Source organism: Paenibacillus beijingensis, assembly GCF_000961095.1.
GTDB lineage: Bacteria > Bacillota > Bacilli > Paenibacillales > Paenibacillaceae > Paenibacillus_O > Paenibacillus_O beijingensis.
Genome location: NZ_CP011058.1, coordinates 4508517 through 4523771, shown reverse-complemented (window position 1 = coordinate 4523771; position 15255 = coordinate 4508517). Strand labels below are relative to the sequence as shown.

The following is a 15255-nucleotide window of genomic DNA, read 5'->3' as shown; positions in this document are numbered from 1 at the left end:
CGCTTGTCCCCGACCTCCGGTATAAAACATAAAAAAGAAGCCAACCGGCTGACGCCGGTTGACCTGAAGCGGTTCGGTTATCCTTCTTCGTCTTTACAAAGAAAGAGATTGTCTGTTTTAGACGGGCCCGGCAGCAGAGAAAGATTCGTCATGCTGCATATGTCCATGGCCTCTAAGGCCTCTCTTCCCCATGCCAGGACCACCCTTGCCGGCGAACGTGCCGTTCACGATCTCCTCCGCCCTCGCGGCAAGGTCGGCTTTTGCCGTGTCATACTGGCTCTGCGAAATGTTTCCGTCCGCCAGCCGCTCGTCCAGCGCGGTCGTCAGCTGCTTCGCAATCAGATCGATCACCGATTGGACGGCGACGCCTTTCTCTCCGGCGATCGCCGCCAGCGATTTGCCCGCGTGCCTTGCGGTCTCGAGGTCGGCTTCCGTAACCCCCAGCAACTTGGCAATCGCCGCTTCGTCAAGCTTCATATGAAAGCCGGGTCCTCCAAAGCGGCCCTTTCCGATGAACGTGCCGTTCACGAGCTCTGTCGCCCTCGCGGAGAGGCCGGCTTTTGCCGTATCATACTGGCTCTGCGTGATCTTGCCGTCGGCCAGCCGCTTGTCCAGCTCCGTCGTCAGCTGCTTCGTAACGAGGTCGATGACCTTTTGGACTGCCACGCCTTTCTCCCCGGCGATCGTCGCCAACGATTTGCCCGCGTGCCTTGCGGTCTCGAGTTCGGCTTCCGTAACCCCCAGCAGCTTGGCAATCGCCGCTTCGTCAAGCTTCATGTGAAGGCCGGGTCCGCCAAAGGGGCCCTTTCCGATGAATGTGCCGTTCACGATCTCCTTCGCCCTCGCGGCGAGACCGGCTTTTTCCGTGTCATATTGGCTCTGCGTGATCTTGCCGTCGGCCAGCCGCTTGTCCAGCTCCGTCGTCAACTGCTTCGTCACCAGGTCGATAACCTTTTGGACTGCCACGCCTTTATCCGAGGCGATCGCCGCCAGCGATTTGCCCGCAAGTTGGGCCGTCCTAAGGTCGGCTTCCGTCATTCCCAGCAGCTTGGCAATGGCCGCTTCGTCAAGCTTCATGTGAAAGCTGTGTCCCCGGCCTTTGCCCATTGCAGGTCCGGCCGGATCGCCGAGAGCCGCCGTTTTCTGAGCACCCTCTGCAGTTGTCGCTGCCGCATTTGCGTGCAATGCCAGCGTTGCTCCGCCTCCTGCCGCAATCGTTAATGCCAGCGCGCTCGCCATAATCATTTTCTTTTTCATCGTTTTTCCTCCTGAGGATTGTCTTGGTCCGTGCAAAATCATCATATCCCTCTGGGCTGAACCTCCACTGAGCCCAAACTTAAAGATCGCTGAAAATGAAAAATTATCCTATTCATCTGCTATTCATTGACGAGAGACGGCTTCTTGACAAGCTTTCGGACCGGCTTCTCCCCGTTCTTCATCCCGTGCACATCCCGCACGATATAGAGCGGGCGGCCCTTCGTTTCATCGTAAATCCGGCCGATGTATTCGCCCAGGATGCCGAGCATGAGCAGGACGCAGCCGTTAAAAATGAGCATGACGCTTACAAGCGAAGCCCAGCCGCGCAGCGTCTGATCCGTGAACAAGGCCATGTACAGAACGTAGAAGAGATAGATGAATCCCGAGCCTGAAAGCAGCGCACCGAGGTACCCCGATATTTTCAGCGGCTTGATCGAGAACGACGTGATGCCGTCCAGGCACAATTTGACCATCCGCTTGAGCGGATATTTCGTCTCGCCGGCGAGCCGCTCGTCCCGCTCATATTCAATCGCGGTTTGGCGAAATCCGATCCAGCTGACCAGGCCGCGTACGAACCGGTTGTTTTCGGGCAGTTTTTTCAGCTCACTCACGACTTTACGGTCCATGAGGCGGAAATCCCCGGTGTCGACCGGGATGGCAATCTCGGTGGAAGCCCGCAGCACACGGTAGAAAAGGCTGGCCGACCACTTTTTAAACAGCGTCTCGCCTTTACGCTTTACGCGCTGGGCGTAGACGACCTCGAAGCCTTCCTTCCACTTCGCGATCATGTCGAATATGAGCTCCGGCGGATCCTGCAGGTCCGCATCGATAATGATGACGGCGCTGCCGGACGCATAGTCCATCCCGGCCGTAATGGCGATCTGGTGGCCGAAGTTGCGGGAGAAATCGATCAGCTTGACGGTTTCGTCCCAGCAGCCGTACTCCCGGATGATGTCCGCGCACCTGTCCCGGCTGCCGTCGTTGACGAAGAGAAGCTCGTAGGTTTCCCCCGTCATACTCAATACTTTCTTGAGCCTGCGGTAAGTCTCTTGAATGACCGCTTCCTCGTTATACATCGGGATGATAACCGAGTATTGGATCGTGTCCCCCATAGGAAAACGCCTCCTTCTTAAAGTTTCACTTCATAGAGCGTCGCGCTGCCGCCCCTGCCGCCGAAACCGCCGTCATCCGAAGAAGAACCGGCGCCGGTTCCCTGCCACTCCTCGCTGGGAATAACCGTCCCATGCTCCTCGATCCATGACGTAATTTCGGAATTGCCGCCTGGTCCGCCCATTACGCCGCCCGATCCGAACCTCACGAGACCCGTTCCGCCCTTTGCTCCGCCCGACATCATCATAAAATACTTCACTTTGCCGCTTGAAACGAGCGCTTCAAGTTCGGCGACGGTATACGTCTTGTCGTTTCCTGAGAAGCCTCTGAGCGAGATCACCTTCTCCCCCGCGTCAATGATATAAGGAGCTGCGATCATGAAATCAGAGGCCGCAAACAGATACGTTTCGCCGGTATTATGTTCTTTCAAATATTGGAGCGCCTTTTCGTTCAGCGTGACGCTCTCCTGCCCCGGCATGCCCGGTCCGCCTTCTTGTCCGGCGACTTGACTGTCATCTTGGACCTCGTCTCCGTTTTGCAGATCTACTGCTCCCTGCCTCATCCCTCCTTTGTCGTTTAAGGAACCGGGACCCGCTTGCGGCAGCATGCTGCTTTGGCCGTAGGTGATCGGCGTTGCCGCCCAGTACAGCGGACCGACGAACAGAAGGAGCAGCGCGCCTACGGCCGTTATGCGCGACAGCTTGAGGCTGATCCGGTTGGCAACGGCGAGCAGAAGCGTGAACATCACGCCGCCTGCGGCAATGCCGATCGACCAGCCGCTGCCGATTACTCCGTCATAAGGATGAATGATGTACCATGCAAAAGCGGTTGTGGACAGTACGGCCGCCGGCAGAAGCCATGACGTCCAGCCGGCCCGTTCGCGATACGCATTCCACATGACGGACCAGCCTGCTCCGGTCAGCGCGGCGGCCGGCGGAGCGAGCATGATCAAATAATACTGGTGGAAAAAGCCCGCAATGCTGAAAAATCCCATGACCGGAACGAGCCAGGCCAGCCAGAACAGCGCTTCTTTATGCTTTTGCGATATATTCCGGTATCTGAAGCTTGCAAATATGGCGATCAGCGCGAAGCCGACGAACGGAAGCAGCCAGCTTGCCTGTCCGGAAAGCTCCGATTGGAACAGGCGCAGCGGTCCCTTCGTTCCGGTGTTGAATGCGCCGCCTCCACCAATATAGAATCGGCCGCCGCGCTGTCCGCCGTCGTTTGCCGCCATGCCTGGCGTCTGGCCGCCCGCGCCGTCTCCCGGCATGAGCTGCCCGCCTTGAGCGCCGTCTCCTGGCATACCCGGCTGCCCGGCTTGAGCGTCGTCTGCCGTGCCGCCGGCGGAACCGCCCGCAGCAGGAGCGCCGTTGACGGACGCGGAACCTGCACCCGTTCCGGCTCCGGCAGCGACGCTGGCCGGCGCAAAGCCCCCCGGCGGCCCGCCTTCGCCCCCCTGCCCCCGGTTCCCGGTCAGCCGGGACACGCCGTTGTAGCCGAAAGCCAGCTCCAGAACCGAGTTCGTCGAGCTGCTGCCGATGTAAGGGCGTTTATCTTCCGGAATATTGTCCACGATCACGGCCCAGGACATCGAAACGATAATCAGGACGCCTGTCGCCGCGGCAAGAAACCCGGCTTTTTTGCGCCAACTGACTCGGGCTGCGATGATATAGAAGAGATAGAATGCAGGAAGAACCATGTACGCCTGCAGCATTTTCATGTTGAATGCCGCTCCAATAAGTGCAAATGCTCCGATAAGCGTCCAAATTTTACCCGTCTTTGCCGCTTTGAAAAGAACCGATGAGGCAAGCAGCAGCGTAAACACCAGCATCGCGTCGATATTGTTCGTGCGCGCCACCGCCGCGGCGACGGGGGTTGCCGCCATGGCGAGTGCGGCGATGCGGCCTGCGGCTGTGCCGAACGTGGGCTTCACCATGGCATACAACAGGATGACGGACCCGACGCCTGCCAGCGCCTGGGGCAAAATGACGCTCCACCCGTGCAGTCCGAACAGATAGGCGCTGGCCGTCTGAATCCAGAACGTGAGCGGCGGCTTATCCACCGTCACCGAACCGGCCGAATCCAGCGAGGCGAAGAAGAAGTTGTGGAAGCTTTGCAGCATGCTGCCCACCGTCATCGTGTAGTAGGAGTTGACATAATGATCCGTCCAGATCTTGAAGCCGTTAAGGAATGCGGCAAGCAAGGCAATAAGAGCCACATAAAGATCGAAACGGTATTTTCGCCCAAGCCGTGCTGTAGGAGACAATTCCCGGCCAGGCTCCGCATTCACCCAAACCATTTTCTCAGCTTTCATAACGAATTCATCACTCCTGTTTGATTGGTCCGGCGCGTTTTGTGTCCGCCGATTTGCTGCTAGTATGAACCGCCTGACTGAGCCCAGCTTGAGCGCCCGCTGAAAGTTGCCTGAAAGAATGGCTGCCGAAAGCGGCACATGAAAAAGGAGAGACTCGTTTCCTCGCGGCTTCCGGGTGTGATACGCTGGAATAGCCCGCAAATCGCGCCGGCTTCAGGCGCGGTTCAGCCGGCATTCAGCCCGCGTTCAGATACCAAATGTATACTTTAGATAACAGACCGTGATTTGGAGGATTATGGATGAAAAACTTAGGCAATGTGCGCATTCTGCTCGTCGATGACGAACCGCACATTCTGCAGTTTCTGGAAATGGGGCTTGCCCAGGAGGGATACCGGATCCAAACGGCGCCGGACGGCATGACCGCCGTAAATCTGGCTTCCGAATACCAGCCGCACGTCGTCATACTCGATGTGATGATGCCCGGCATGGATGGATACGAGACGTGCCGCCTGCTGAAAAAGAAAGGAACGGAAACCGCCATTATTATGCTTACCGCCAAGGACGAAATCGACGACCGGGTCAAAGGGCTGAAACTTGGCGCCGACGATTATTTAATCAAGCCGTTCAGCTTTGAGGAGCTGCTTGCCCGGATCGAGGCCCGGCTCCGCAACCAGTTTCCTTTCCTTTTCGGCGAAGTGGCGCTCGGGCCATTCCGGCTGGATGACCGCCGCAGGGAGATCATATACATGGAGCGGGTGCTGGAGCTGTCGCCTACGGAGTACGATCTGCTGAGGTACATGGTGATCAATCACGGCATTGTCCTCAGCAAATCGAAAATTCTCGATGCGGTTTGGGGATATGATTTTGAGGGCGAAGAAAATATCGTGGAGGTGTATGTCCGATCGCTGAGAGACAAGTTGAACGATAAAAGCCATCAGCTCATCCGCACCCTCCGCGGCGCCGGGTACAGGGTTGATCTGACATGAAGAAGCTGCGTCCGCTGGCCGCTTACTGGCTCAACCGCCGCTCGCTCCGCTTTCAGCTTTTGGCCCGGTCGCTCCTGATTTTGGCCGCTTTATTGATGCTGATCGGCATTTTTCAATATGTATTCATGAAAGGTTTTCTGTACCGCAATGAAGCGCAATCGTTAGCTGCGCAGGGAGGGGGGCCTCTTATCGTCATGAAGGGGCCGGATATCGGAGCATCGGACTTTGGTCGCGGCACTTCCCCGTCGCTTGACCCGGACCGGCTGCGCGGACCTTTATTTCTGATGGAAAATACGTCGATTGCCTTCATCGGCCGGGACGGAAGCTTCGCCGATATTACGGGAGCAAACGACGGCGCCCTCTCGCCCAGACTGTCCACGGCCGATTATGCCCGCGAGCTGGAGAGGAGGAAGGAGCGCAGAGCGTCGCCCAAATACCGTGTCGTACGTGATGAGGAAGGAACAGAGCAGCTTATTATTTTCCGTCCCTCCGGGGGTCCGGGAATGGCGGGCGGCATGATTCAGATCGGCAAACCTACCGCTCCGCTCAAAGCCGTCGTGCTGCAGCAGCTGCTCATCTTTGCGGCTCTTTCGCTTGCTGCGCTCATGGGCGGCCTCGCTTTGTACCTGCCGGTGCTCCGGCGCACATTGAACCCGCTGCAGAAGATGGTCCGAACCGTGGAACAAATCGATGCCGGCAGCCTGAACGGACGGTTTCCTGTCGGCCAAGGGCAGGAAGAAATCGACCGGCTGGCCGTTTCTTTCAACGGCATGCTGGGCAGACTCGCCGCGTCATTCCAGGCGGAACGGGAGGCGAAGGAACAGATGAGGCGGTTTATTGCCGATGCCTCCCACGAGCTGCGGACGCCGCTCACTTCGATCCACGGCTTTCTGGAGGTGCTGCTGCGCGGAGCAGCCGACAAGCGGGAGCAGCTCTATGCGGCGCTGAACAGCATGCACGGCGAATCCGTACGCATCAAAAAACTGGTGGAGGATTTGCTGACGCTCGCCAAGCTGGACCGGGCCCCGGGCCTGGTCCTCCGGCAGACGCGTCTCGACGAGATCATCGGCGAGATGGAACCGCACATCCGGATGCTGGCCGGGCGCAGGCAGCTGCGACTGGATTTGACGGCGGGACTGTGCGGCATGTACGATTCCGATAAGATCAAGCAGATTATTCTGAATCTGTTGCAAAATGCCGTACAGCACACCGATCCCGAGCGGGGAATGATCGCAATCGCGCTGCGCTCGGACGGTGGTTCGGCTTGCATCGCGGTCGCGGACAACGGACCCGGCATCCCCGAAGACCATCTGCCGCACGTGTTTGAGCGGTTTTATCGAAGCGAATCGTCCAGAACGCGTAAAGCCGGCGGCGCCGGCCTCGGACTCTCGATTTCCAAAGCGATCGCGGAGGCTCACGGCGGGACCATTGATGCGGCGAGCACCGTCGGCAAGGGCAGCGTCTTCACGCTGCGCCTCCCGCTTTTGAACAATGCGGCCTAATAGCGCCCTTTAAGTCATCCCAAGATGACTTAAAGGGCCGGCTTCTTTTTCATCTAACTATGTTAATCCGTAATGTTGATTCCGGGTTTTGGTTCTATTCGTTGAACCTCCCCATAATAATGGTGTCATAGTATTTACCGTCAGAGTGTGGTCATTCCCTTTGTCCTCTTATCCCTCCCTCATTTCTTTCGACGTAAAGCGGAAATCAGCGATACCGCAAGTTTAGGCTCCGTTTGACTAAGCTTGTATGGATTCGTTCCGGATGAGGGAGTCGATGGATGCGGGGTTATTTCCTAACGGCTGCCACAGCCGCTAATTTGATGAAAATGCCCCTTTTGAAGTTCTAACGGAGATGATCGCAGCTATTGGTTGCAAGAATAGCCCTGTTTGAGCGGAAACCATCAGATAAGGTCTCTCACAACCGTCACATTTTGCAAAAGGGTATTTTAAGCATAATAACGTCTTTGCCAGCCGTTAGCGCTCGAAGGTCACGGGGCTCAGCTCTCCAAACAAGGCGCGACGGCTGAACCTGCGACCCCCTCGCTGTCAGCGATGCGCTCTGTCCACAATTCTTAGATTCGCATCATTTCCTAAACAAACGAAAAAATCGTCCCCTCCGGCGCTGACTGCGCCGCGTTCAGGAACGGTTGTCCAGATTATAAAAACGCCGTGCGTTGCCGAGCAGAACATGCGCCGTCTCCTCCGGGCTTATGCCCTTCAGCTCCGAGATCGCACGCACCGACTCCCGCATCATGAGCGGATTCGTCCGCACTCCGGCAAACGGCCCTTCAAACGGCCACGGGCCGTCCGTTTCCGTCATCATCAGTGCAAGCGGGTAGCGGCGGACCAGCTCGCGGATTTCCTCCTCGTACAGCACATCGGGCGTCACCGAAATCATATACCCTTTTCCGGCCATACGGTTTACGGCCGCCTCGTCGCCTTTGAACCAGTGAAAATGCGCCCGCTCCACCCCGGTCCGCTCCAAAATGTCGCATGCTTTGTGCGCGTCCTCATACACCGCGTGCAGCACGAGCGGGCGCTGTCCCAAGCGGACGGCAAGCGCCGCGAACCTCTCCAGCAGCTGTGCAAACGGGGCTTCGTTGAAATCCCGCCCCTCCTCCAGCGCTGCTGTGCGCGAGTAATAAGGCAGGCCGACTTCGCCGATCGCAAACCGCTCGCCCGCCTCGTGCCGGGCGGCGATCCAGGCGAGCAGCCTCTCTTCCGCTTCCGGTGCGGGAAGCGGCTGCTCCGGATGATATCCGTAGGCGGGGATAATCCGCCCGGGATAATGCTGCGTGATCCGCCGCACTTCACGGCAGGACGCCTCGTGCATGGAAACGGCCACGACCGCTTCCACCCCTGACGCAAACGCCTCCGCCAGCAGCGCGGAGCGCTCCGGTTCCGGGTATTGGTCCAAGTGGACATGGGCGTCGATGACGGCCGGCTGCCGCACCGCATTCGTCGCGGAAGCGCTGTTTGCCGCCATCAAGAGCGCCCCTCCTTCCACGCTGCCGCCTGCTTCCGCTCTTCCCCGCTCTGCGGCTGCAGCGCCTCGTACAGCTGCTGCTTCATCTCGTTGAACAGCGGGTCGGTCCACAACTTTCCGCTGCGCGGGCGGCCCAAGGGAACCCGGATGTCGCGGATTACGGCCGCCGGAGCACCGGAGAGTACGACGATCCGGTCCGACAGCATCAGCGCCTCATCGATGCTGTGCGTCACGAACAGCACCGAACGGCGGTTTTCCTCCCATAATGACAACAGCCACTGCTGCATGTGCAGACGGGTCAGCGCATCCAGCGCGCCGAACGGCTCGTCCAGACACATGAGCGGCTGCGGGGAGAGCAGCGCCCGCAGAAACGAGACGCGCTGCTGCATCCCGCCGGACAGCACATCGGGATAAGAAGCGGCGTAAGCGGACAAGCCGATCCGCTCCAGCCACTGCGCCGTCAGCTCCTTCGCTTCCCCCTTCGGCCTGCCCGCCACGGCCAGCGCCAGCTCGATATTGCCCGCCACCGTCTTCCACGGCAGCAGGGAGGCTTGCTGGGGCATGTAGGCGATATGCCCGGTTTGACCGGTCGTATCCTCGCCTGCAATGCGGACCGCGCCTTCATCGGCCGTCTCCAGGCCGCCGATAATTTGAAACAGCGTCGTCTTGCCGCTGCCGGAAGGACCGAGAAGCGACACGAACTCCCCTTCCTCCACCGTCAGGCTGACGCCGCCGAGCACGGCGCGCGCTTTCGCGCCGCGGCCGAACGTTTTGCCGATGCCTTCAAGCTCCAGCGCCGGAACGGGGCGCTCTCCGTCCGCGTCCGGACCGCTGTCTCCGCCAGAAACGGCTTGCGCCGTCTTCCCGCTCGGGACAGCCGCCTCAGATTGATGCTGCATTCGTTTCCAGTTTGCCGACATGCTACTCTCCTTTCCGCGGACGCCAGCGCATCGTAAGCCGCTGCGCCAGCACGATCACGCCGAACATGCACAAGCTAAGCGCCACAATAACGAGGACTGCCGCAAATACGCGCGCCGTTTGGAATCCTTTGGACGACAGCAGCATGAAATAACCGAGTCCCCGGTCGGAGCCGAGCCACTCCGCGACCACGGCGCTTAGTACGCTGTAGGAGGCCGCGATTTTCAGGCCCGAGAACAGGTACGGAACGGCTCCCGGCAGCTCCAGGCTGACAAACAGCCTTGCCTTCCCCGCCCCGATCATGCGCATATAATTGTCCAGCTTCGGGTCGCTTTGCGCAAGCCCCGACAGCATTGCCACCGATACCGGGAAAAAGCAGACCATCATGACGAGCAGCAGCTTCGGCAGCAGCCCGAAGCCGAACCAGATCATCAGCAGCGGCCCGATCGCAACGATCGGAATATTTTGGGACAGCACAAGCAGCGGATAAACGCCTTCGCGGGCCCACGGCACAAGATGCAGCAAAGCGGCGAGCACAAAACCCGCCGCCGCTCCCGCCGCAAACCCGAGCAGCGTCAGCTGAACGGTTGCCAAAGTATGCTGAATGAGACGCGGCCCCGCCGCAATCGCCTCCCGGGCAATGTCCGACGGAGCCGGAAGAATCCACGTTTCCACGCGAAGCAGATGAACGGACGCTTCCCAGAACGCGATGAATGCCGCCAGCACGATAACAGGTGGCAGCAGCCGTCCGGCCGTCCCCGCGTTTCTTCCTTTGCTCCGGCGGCGTGTCGTCTTAACGGCCATCGGGATATTTTTCGAGCAAGCGATCCATTGATGCGCCTTCCCCGGGGTTGTAATAGATTTTAATTTGCGAAATGACGGAAGGACAGCCGAGCTCGGTCATCGCTTCGTTCATTTGCTGCACAACCGCGAGCAGCGCTCCAAGCTCGCCTTCCATCGTCGTCTCGAGCGGCGCCACCCGGTACGGCACGCCGGACGCCTTAATGATGTCGATCGCGCGGTCGACATAAGGAATGACGCTTTCCCCTTCAGGCGTGCGGGGCAATATTTGAATACTGACAAGCGCATTGGCCATTGCCGTTTCTCCTCTCCCAAGCTGCGGAGCGCGCCACGGGAGCGGGCCTTTCCGCTCCTTCGCGCACCTTACCGCCAGCTTTAACATTCTTTAACCGTTACGATGCGGGCAGAAAATCGTTCGTGAACGCCTTGTCCGACTCCAGCTTCTTGTCCAACAGCTTGTGGTCGTACATCCAGGAAGCGTAGTTGTCCCAAACTTCCTTCTTCTGCTCGCCCCAGCGGGCGGCATCGTCCTGGTAGCGCGGGCTGAGCCACTTTTGACTAGCGCGCACAAGATCCGCGTTCAGATCCGGCACCGCTTTAATGAGCAGCTCCGCCGCTTCTTCCGGATGGTCGATCGCAAACTTGTAGCCTTCCGACGCGCCCGCCATAAACTTTTTGACCAGATCCGGGTTGTCCGCAATCAGCTTTTCGTTCGTCTCCAGCACCGGCGTATAGTAGTCCAGCTTCTCGCTGAAATCCGTCAAATAGACCATGTTCAGCTTCTCGCCGCGCAGCTCCGCTTCCACTCCGGTCCATCCGTAAAAAATCCAGGCAAAGTCGATATTGCGTTTAACCGCCGTGAAGAAGTCGGCATCGCCCATGTTGACGATTTTCACTTTGCTTACATCGCTGCTTTGCTCCTGCATCAGCGAACCGATAACCGCTTCCTCAACCGGAGATCCCCAGCCGCCGTACGTTTTGCCTGCGAAGTCCTTCGGCTCCTTGATGTTTTTGCTCACCGGAGAAGCGAAGCCCGACGTGTTATGCTGAATGATCGCCGCGATCGATACAAGCGGCAGTCCCTGCGTGCGCGCCTGCGTGATGCCCTCCTGATAACCGACGCCGAATTCGACCGTCCCGTTTGCCACCATCGTATCGGCCGCCGTCCCTTCCGGCGGCTGCACGATTTCGACGTCCAGTCCCTGCTCCTTGAAAAACCCTTTGTCGCGGGCCGCATAGAGGCCCGTATGGTTGGTGTTCGGCGTCCAGTCGAGCACGACCTTCACCTTCGTCAGCGCCTTCTCCGCCGTGCTCCCCGTACCCTCTTCAGCCGCCTTATTCGTACCGCCATTTTCCGCTGCGCCCGAATTTCCGGTATTGGCTCCGTTTTTGCCTCCGCAGCCCGCCAGAACGAGCAGCAGGACAAGACTGGCAAGCCCCCACTTCAGAGCATTGCGTTTCGTTGTTTTCATGTTGGTTCTCCCTCTCTTATGCGTCTTTTTTCTCTTTGGATCCAAGGATCCAACCGCTCCCCGATTGCTCCGATCCTGGCAACGACGACTTCTTCTCCTCGCCGGGCGCCTGCACGAAGCTGTGGCGGCTCCCCGCGCATACAAAAAAACGTCCTCCGCATGCGGAAGACGCTGTTCGTCGTATACATGGCAGCGCTGCTGTTCCCGTTAAAAGGCTTGTAGCGGCGGCCGCAACACAGCATCCGCTCCCGAAACAGGCAGGCAGATGCTGCTGAAATGACCGCGAAATTGGGTTGCGGCCATCTTGCTATCGTTTACAACATGGCGAATTGTCTCCGCTGGCATTATCCAGATCAGATCACCGGTCGAAAGCGGAATGGCTTTCCTCTCAGCAAAGTTCCCTAAGCTCCCGGACACCTATGAGTTTGTGATTCCACTATACCTCCTGCGTAAGGAAAAAGTCAAACTTAAAGAATGCTTTTTTAACCGCCCATCACAGCGTATTTTAGACGCGCAGGTCATACCGTCTTTCGGATTTTCGCTCGACTTTCTGCAAAAAAAGAGTAAAATCCAAGTATATAGGGAAGAAAGGACTGATAACGATGGAACAACCTCGTTCGATCCCCCGTCCGCTGGTCAGAACGAATCAATGGTTTATCGTCGCCACTGTGGCGGCCGTATGGATTTCGGGTTTTTACTGGCTGCTGGCGCTGCCGCTATTGGCAGGCATCGGCGGCCTGCTGTTCGGATTCAATCCGGTCATGCGCTTCGCAAAGCGTTTTCTCCGGAAACAGCCGTCCCATTATGTGCCCGAGGACTGGGATCAGCAGCAGTTTAATCAGGCGATTGCCGTCATTTGCCTGCTGCTCGGACTGGCCGCTTACGTTGCCGGGTGGCATATGGCCGCCCTCATTTTTACCGGTATCGTGGCGTTAGCGGCCCTCGTCGCCATTCTCGGATTTTGTATCGGATGCTTCATCCGATATCACTGGCTCCAGTACCGTCATCGCAAACATGCCCGCATCAGCGGGAAATAAGCTCCCCGCCTTTTACTTTTGGGACGGCTTCGCCGCCGGTCCGGACAGACCGGCGGCTTCCGCTTTGCGCTTGACCCATGCGATGCCGCTCAGCAGCATGAGAAGCGGCAATACGATCTGGTAACTCATCGTCACGCGGGGCGTCAGCTCGAGCCCGATCCAAATATGAGCGACATTGTTCGGCTCCAGAAACGACGTCCCGTAAATGAGTATTCCGAGCAGTGCGGCGCACCAGCGGTACGAAATGCCGCATGCGGAACGGATCGCAAGCACCCCTCCCATATATAACGCGGTCATTTTCACATAAAGCCCCAGAAAGAGCAGCAGCGTCACGATGACATCGAGCCGCTCGATGAAGTTCGCAAGCCGGATCAGCTCCACCACCTCCAGCATCGGCAGCGCCGACACCGACGCCACCTCCGGTCCAAGGACGGAAATAATAAGCGCGTTGATGCCGATCAGAAAGGTGGCAACAATGGCATAGGAAGCATATGTTACCCGGTATGCCTTGGCCGGAGAAGCGGCATATTTCCAGAACATCAGAAACAGGACCATCTGCGAGAACGGAAATACGAGCACGTTCGGGAAAGCACCCCATATCGGCTGCAGACCTTCTTCCAACACCGGCCGCAGCAGACTCAGCTTCGGAATTTCGGCAGCGAACAGCAGCACGATCAGCACAAAGTAGCTCAGCATAACGAACGGAATAATTAAAATCGACGCCCGAAAAAACACCTCCACCCCTTGCCATACGGTATAGACGGAAATGCCGAAAATGACGAGCATGACGATCCACTGCGGCGTCTGCTCCAGCAGCGTGAGGGTTGTCAGTTCTCCGAAATCCCGGACGTTTCGCATCGATTCGTAAGCGAAGAACAGACCTTGCACCACGCCCAGCAGCCCCCCTGCCCATCGTCCGAAATGCAGCTTGTAAAGTCCGGTCAAGTCGGCCTGCGGCGCTCTTTGCTGAAGACGGAGATACACCCATATCATTCCCATGCCGAGCGATGCTGCGACCGCCATCGCCAGCCAGGAATCCTGCTTGGCTTCGATGCCAAGCTCGAACAGCGGCGTACTGCCGATTTGAAACAATATGATCATCGTGCAAATTTGCAACGTACCGATGCGCTGCCGCATGCTATGTTCACCCGCCTACCGGTCGGATTTTTCCTGCACCGACCGAAATGAATTGTTGCTTAAACCGGTGTCCTTCAGCTTGAATTTCACCTTTATGTCCAGTTTAACCGCCGGAAACTCGAGCTCGTTCCATTTCGGGGCAATTTTTTTCCACTGGGCGGGATAACGCTCGCGCACCAGTTCCCCGAAGCCGAGGAAGTCGGCTTTCAACCTGCGCACCGCCATCCAGCTCATCTCCATATTGGTCTTGATTAACGTCCCGATCTGCTGTTCAAGTACCGGCACCGAAGCCGGACGCTGCAAATTTTCGGTTCCGTTATATTCAATCAGCCTTCCTGCCGCCTGGACCTGCACATGCATCGTCCATCCGTCCCCGGTCCGCTCCGGCTTCACCGTCGTCGACGCTGCCCTAATCTGGACGCTGTTTCGTTTCGCCGCACCGGCGCCGTTTGAGAAGGACAGCGTCGCCCGTTTCAAATAGCCGCTGAGCCACATCGCCCCCATGCTCTCCTGCGTATTCAGCCATCCTACAAACGAATCTTCCCTTATAACCGCGAGCCGCTGGAGGCGGACTTTGCTGGGCGTCGCCGTATGTCCCAAAATTTCAATATTGTCCAGCTTCTTATTCGCTCCGGTCAGGGCCAGCCCCGGGATCGCGACCGACCTTGTCGGTCCGAGCAGCTTGAGCAGCACCTGATGCATCGTCATCTCGCGGAAGCTGCCGCCGTTGTTTTCCTCAATGTCTACAAGCCGCTCCAGCCCCGCTCCGGAAATACGGTCCAGCGGCAAAATTTGTTCCAGCATCAGCCGCGCATTATCCGGCACCACGAATACATCCACCGTCTCACGCGAGTCCGAGTTGCGCAAATAAACGTCCATCAGCGTCCCGATGCCTTTCCTCGCCGCCTGCTCGCTAATGATGATTACCTGATTGTGCGCAAAATAAAGCTTGCGGCTCATTTCCTGCGTCGCTTTGCTGATTGCGCCGCGCAAGCTGTCGGCTTCGGTCGAAAAGACGTTGAACGGAGCGCTTTGCCCCCCTCCTCCTCCGGTCTGTGCGCTGATTGCCTGGGGGATGACGAGCTGGTAGCTGACATCCCATTTGCCGTTGCTGGTTAAGTCGACTGCGGTGCCCGAAATGATGCCCAGCTCGTTCAATTCCGTTTTGTCCCAGCAGCCGCCGATGAGCAGGCATAACGCCGCCGCCGCTATGATCCGCAAAGCCGTCAACATCC

At 58.1% G+C, this 15255-nt stretch carries 13 protein-coding genes; 3 read left to right on the top strand and 10 right to left on the bottom strand.

Annotated features, from left to right (window positions below):
- Positions 1-117: 117 nt before the first annotated feature.
- The 3 genes from VN24_RS20440 to VN24_RS20430 all read right to left on the bottom strand — a co-directional run bounded on the left by VN24_RS20440 (position 118) and on the right by VN24_RS20430 (position 4681).
- Positions 118-1257: a hypothetical protein gene (locus tag VN24_RS20440; RefSeq protein WP_045671929.1), complete on the bottom strand. Its 1140-nt coding sequence runs from the start codon at positions 1255-1257 to the stop codon at positions 118-120.
- 119 nt (positions 1258-1376) lie between these two features.
- Positions 1377-2369 (bottom strand): glycosyltransferase family 2 protein, encoded by a 993-nt coding sequence (locus VN24_RS20435; RefSeq protein ID WP_045671928.1) that lies wholly within the window; start codon positions 2367-2369, stop codon positions 1377-1379.
- A gap of 17 nt (positions 2370-2386) precedes the next feature.
- Positions 2387-4681 (bottom strand): glycosyltransferase family 39 protein, encoded by a 2295-nt coding sequence (locus VN24_RS20430; protein WP_420798580.1) that lies wholly within the window; start codon positions 4679-4681, stop codon positions 2387-2389.
- 299 nt (positions 4682-4980) lie between these two features.
- Here VN24_RS20430 and VN24_RS20425 point away from each other — a divergent pair, with 299 nt between their 5' ends.
- Together VN24_RS20425 and VN24_RS20420 are read left to right on the top strand one after the other, a co-directional pair.
- Positions 4981-5667 (top strand): response regulator transcription factor, encoded by a 687-nt coding sequence (locus tag VN24_RS20425; protein ID WP_045671927.1) that lies wholly within the window; start codon positions 4981-4983, stop codon positions 5665-5667.
- Complete coding sequence (locus tag VN24_RS20420) at positions 5664-7169, top strand: sensor histidine kinase (RefSeq protein ID WP_045671926.1); 1506 nt, start codon at positions 5664-5666, stop codon at positions 7167-7169. Before VN24_RS20425 ends, VN24_RS20420 begins: the two co-directional genes overlap by 4 nt.
- A gap of 637 nt (positions 7170-7806) precedes the next feature.
- On the opposite strand, the gene VN24_RS20415 is transcribed toward VN24_RS20420, so the two are convergent.
- The 5 genes from VN24_RS20415 to VN24_RS20395 all read right to left on the bottom strand — a co-directional run bounded on the left by VN24_RS20415 (position 7807) and on the right by VN24_RS20395 (position 11846).
- On the bottom strand, positions 7807-8655 hold the full coding sequence (locus tag VN24_RS20415) for a TatD family hydrolase (protein ID WP_045671925.1): 849 nt from the start codon (positions 8653-8655) through the stop codon (positions 7807-7809).
- Positions 8655-9575 (bottom strand): ABC transporter ATP-binding protein, encoded by a 921-nt coding sequence (locus VN24_RS20410; protein WP_238590739.1) that lies wholly within the window; start codon positions 9573-9575, stop codon positions 8655-8657. Before VN24_RS20410 ends, VN24_RS20415 begins: the two co-directional genes overlap by 1 nt.
- 1 nt (position 9576) lies before the next feature.
- Positions 9577-10377: an ABC transporter permease gene (locus tag VN24_RS20405; RefSeq protein ID WP_045671924.1), complete on the bottom strand. Its 801-nt coding sequence runs from the start codon at positions 10375-10377 to the stop codon at positions 9577-9579.
- The gene (locus VN24_RS20400; protein WP_045671923.1) at positions 10367-10669 is read right to left on the bottom strand and encodes a thiamine-binding protein; all 303 of its coding nucleotides are present in this window, start codon (positions 10667-10669) and stop codon (positions 10367-10369) included. The genes VN24_RS20405 and VN24_RS20400 overlap by 11 nt, the downstream gene beginning before the upstream one ends.
- A 97-nt stretch (positions 10670-10766) precedes the next feature.
- The gene (locus tag VN24_RS20395) at positions 10767-11846 is read right to left on the bottom strand and encodes an ABC transporter substrate-binding protein (RefSeq protein ID WP_193790079.1); all 1080 of its coding nucleotides are present in this window, start codon (positions 11844-11846) and stop codon (positions 10767-10769) included.
- A 602-nt stretch (positions 11847-12448) separates the two neighbouring features.
- Between VN24_RS20395 and VN24_RS20385 the strand changes: the two genes are divergently transcribed.
- Positions 12449-12883, top strand: a complete 435-nt coding sequence (locus tag VN24_RS20385) for a DUF4395 domain-containing protein (RefSeq protein WP_045671921.1) — start codon at positions 12449-12451, stop codon at positions 12881-12883.
- Positions 12884-12895: 12 nt separating this feature from the next.
- Here the strand turns inward: VN24_RS20385 and VN24_RS20380 are convergent, their stop codons facing one another.
- Together VN24_RS20380 and VN24_RS20375 are read right to left on the bottom strand one after the other, a co-directional pair.
- Positions 12896-14020: a GerAB/ArcD/ProY family transporter gene (locus VN24_RS20380; RefSeq protein WP_045671920.1), complete on the bottom strand. Its 1125-nt coding sequence runs from the start codon at positions 14018-14020 to the stop codon at positions 12896-12898.
- Between the two features lie 15 nt (positions 14021-14035).
- Positions 14036-15253, bottom strand: a complete 1218-nt coding sequence (locus tag VN24_RS20375) for a Ger(x)C family spore germination protein (RefSeq protein ID WP_045671919.1) — start codon at positions 15251-15253, stop codon at positions 14036-14038.
- Positions 15254-15255: the final 2 nt, after the last annotated feature.

Bases quoted from the DNA above. Each gene is read 5' to 3' on its own strand.
- VN24_RS20440 (WP_045671929.1), bottom strand. From the start codon at position 1,257: ATGAAAAAGAAAATGATTATGGCGAGCGCGCTGGCATTAACGATTGCG.
- VN24_RS20435 (WP_045671928.1), bottom strand. From the start codon at position 2,369: ATGGGGGACACGATCCAATACTCGGTTATCATCCCGATGTATAACGAG.
- VN24_RS20430 (WP_420798580.1), bottom strand. From the start codon at position 4,681: ATGAAAGCTGAGAAAATGGTTTGGGTGAATGCGGAGCCTGGCCGGGAA.
- VN24_RS20425 (WP_045671927.1), top strand. From the start codon at position 4,981: ATGAAAAACTTAGGCAATGTGCGCATTCTGCTCGTCGATGACGAACCG.
- VN24_RS20420 (WP_045671926.1), top strand. From the start codon at position 5,664: ATGAAGAAGCTGCGTCCGCTGGCCGCTTACTGGCTCAACCGCCGCTCG.
- VN24_RS20415 (WP_045671925.1), bottom strand. From the start codon at position 8,655: ATGGCGGCAAACAGCGCTTCCGCGACGAATGCGGTGCGGCAGCCGGCC.
- VN24_RS20410 (WP_238590739.1), bottom strand. From the start codon at position 9,575: ATGTCGGCAAACTGGAAACGAATGCAGCATCAATCTGAGGCGGCTGTC.
- VN24_RS20405 (WP_045671924.1), bottom strand. From the start codon at position 10,377: ATGGCCGTTAAGACGACACGCCGCCGGAGCAAAGGAAGAAACGCGGGG.
- VN24_RS20400 (WP_045671923.1), bottom strand. From the start codon at position 10,669: ATGGCCAATGCGCTTGTCAGTATTCAAATATTGCCCCGCACGCCTGAA.
- VN24_RS20395 (WP_193790079.1), bottom strand. From the start codon at position 11,846: ATGAAAACAACGAAACGCAATGCTCTGAAGTGGGGGCTTGCCAGTCTT.
- VN24_RS20385 (WP_045671921.1), top strand. From the start codon at position 12,449: ATGGAACAACCTCGTTCGATCCCCCGTCCGCTGGTCAGAACGAATCAA.
- VN24_RS20380 (WP_045671920.1), bottom strand. From the start codon at position 14,020: ATGCGGCAGCGCATCGGTACGTTGCAAATTTGCACGATGATCATATTG.
- VN24_RS20375 (WP_045671919.1), bottom strand. From the start codon at position 15,253: ATGTTGACGGCTTTGCGGATCATAGCGGCGGCGGCGTTATGCCTGCTC.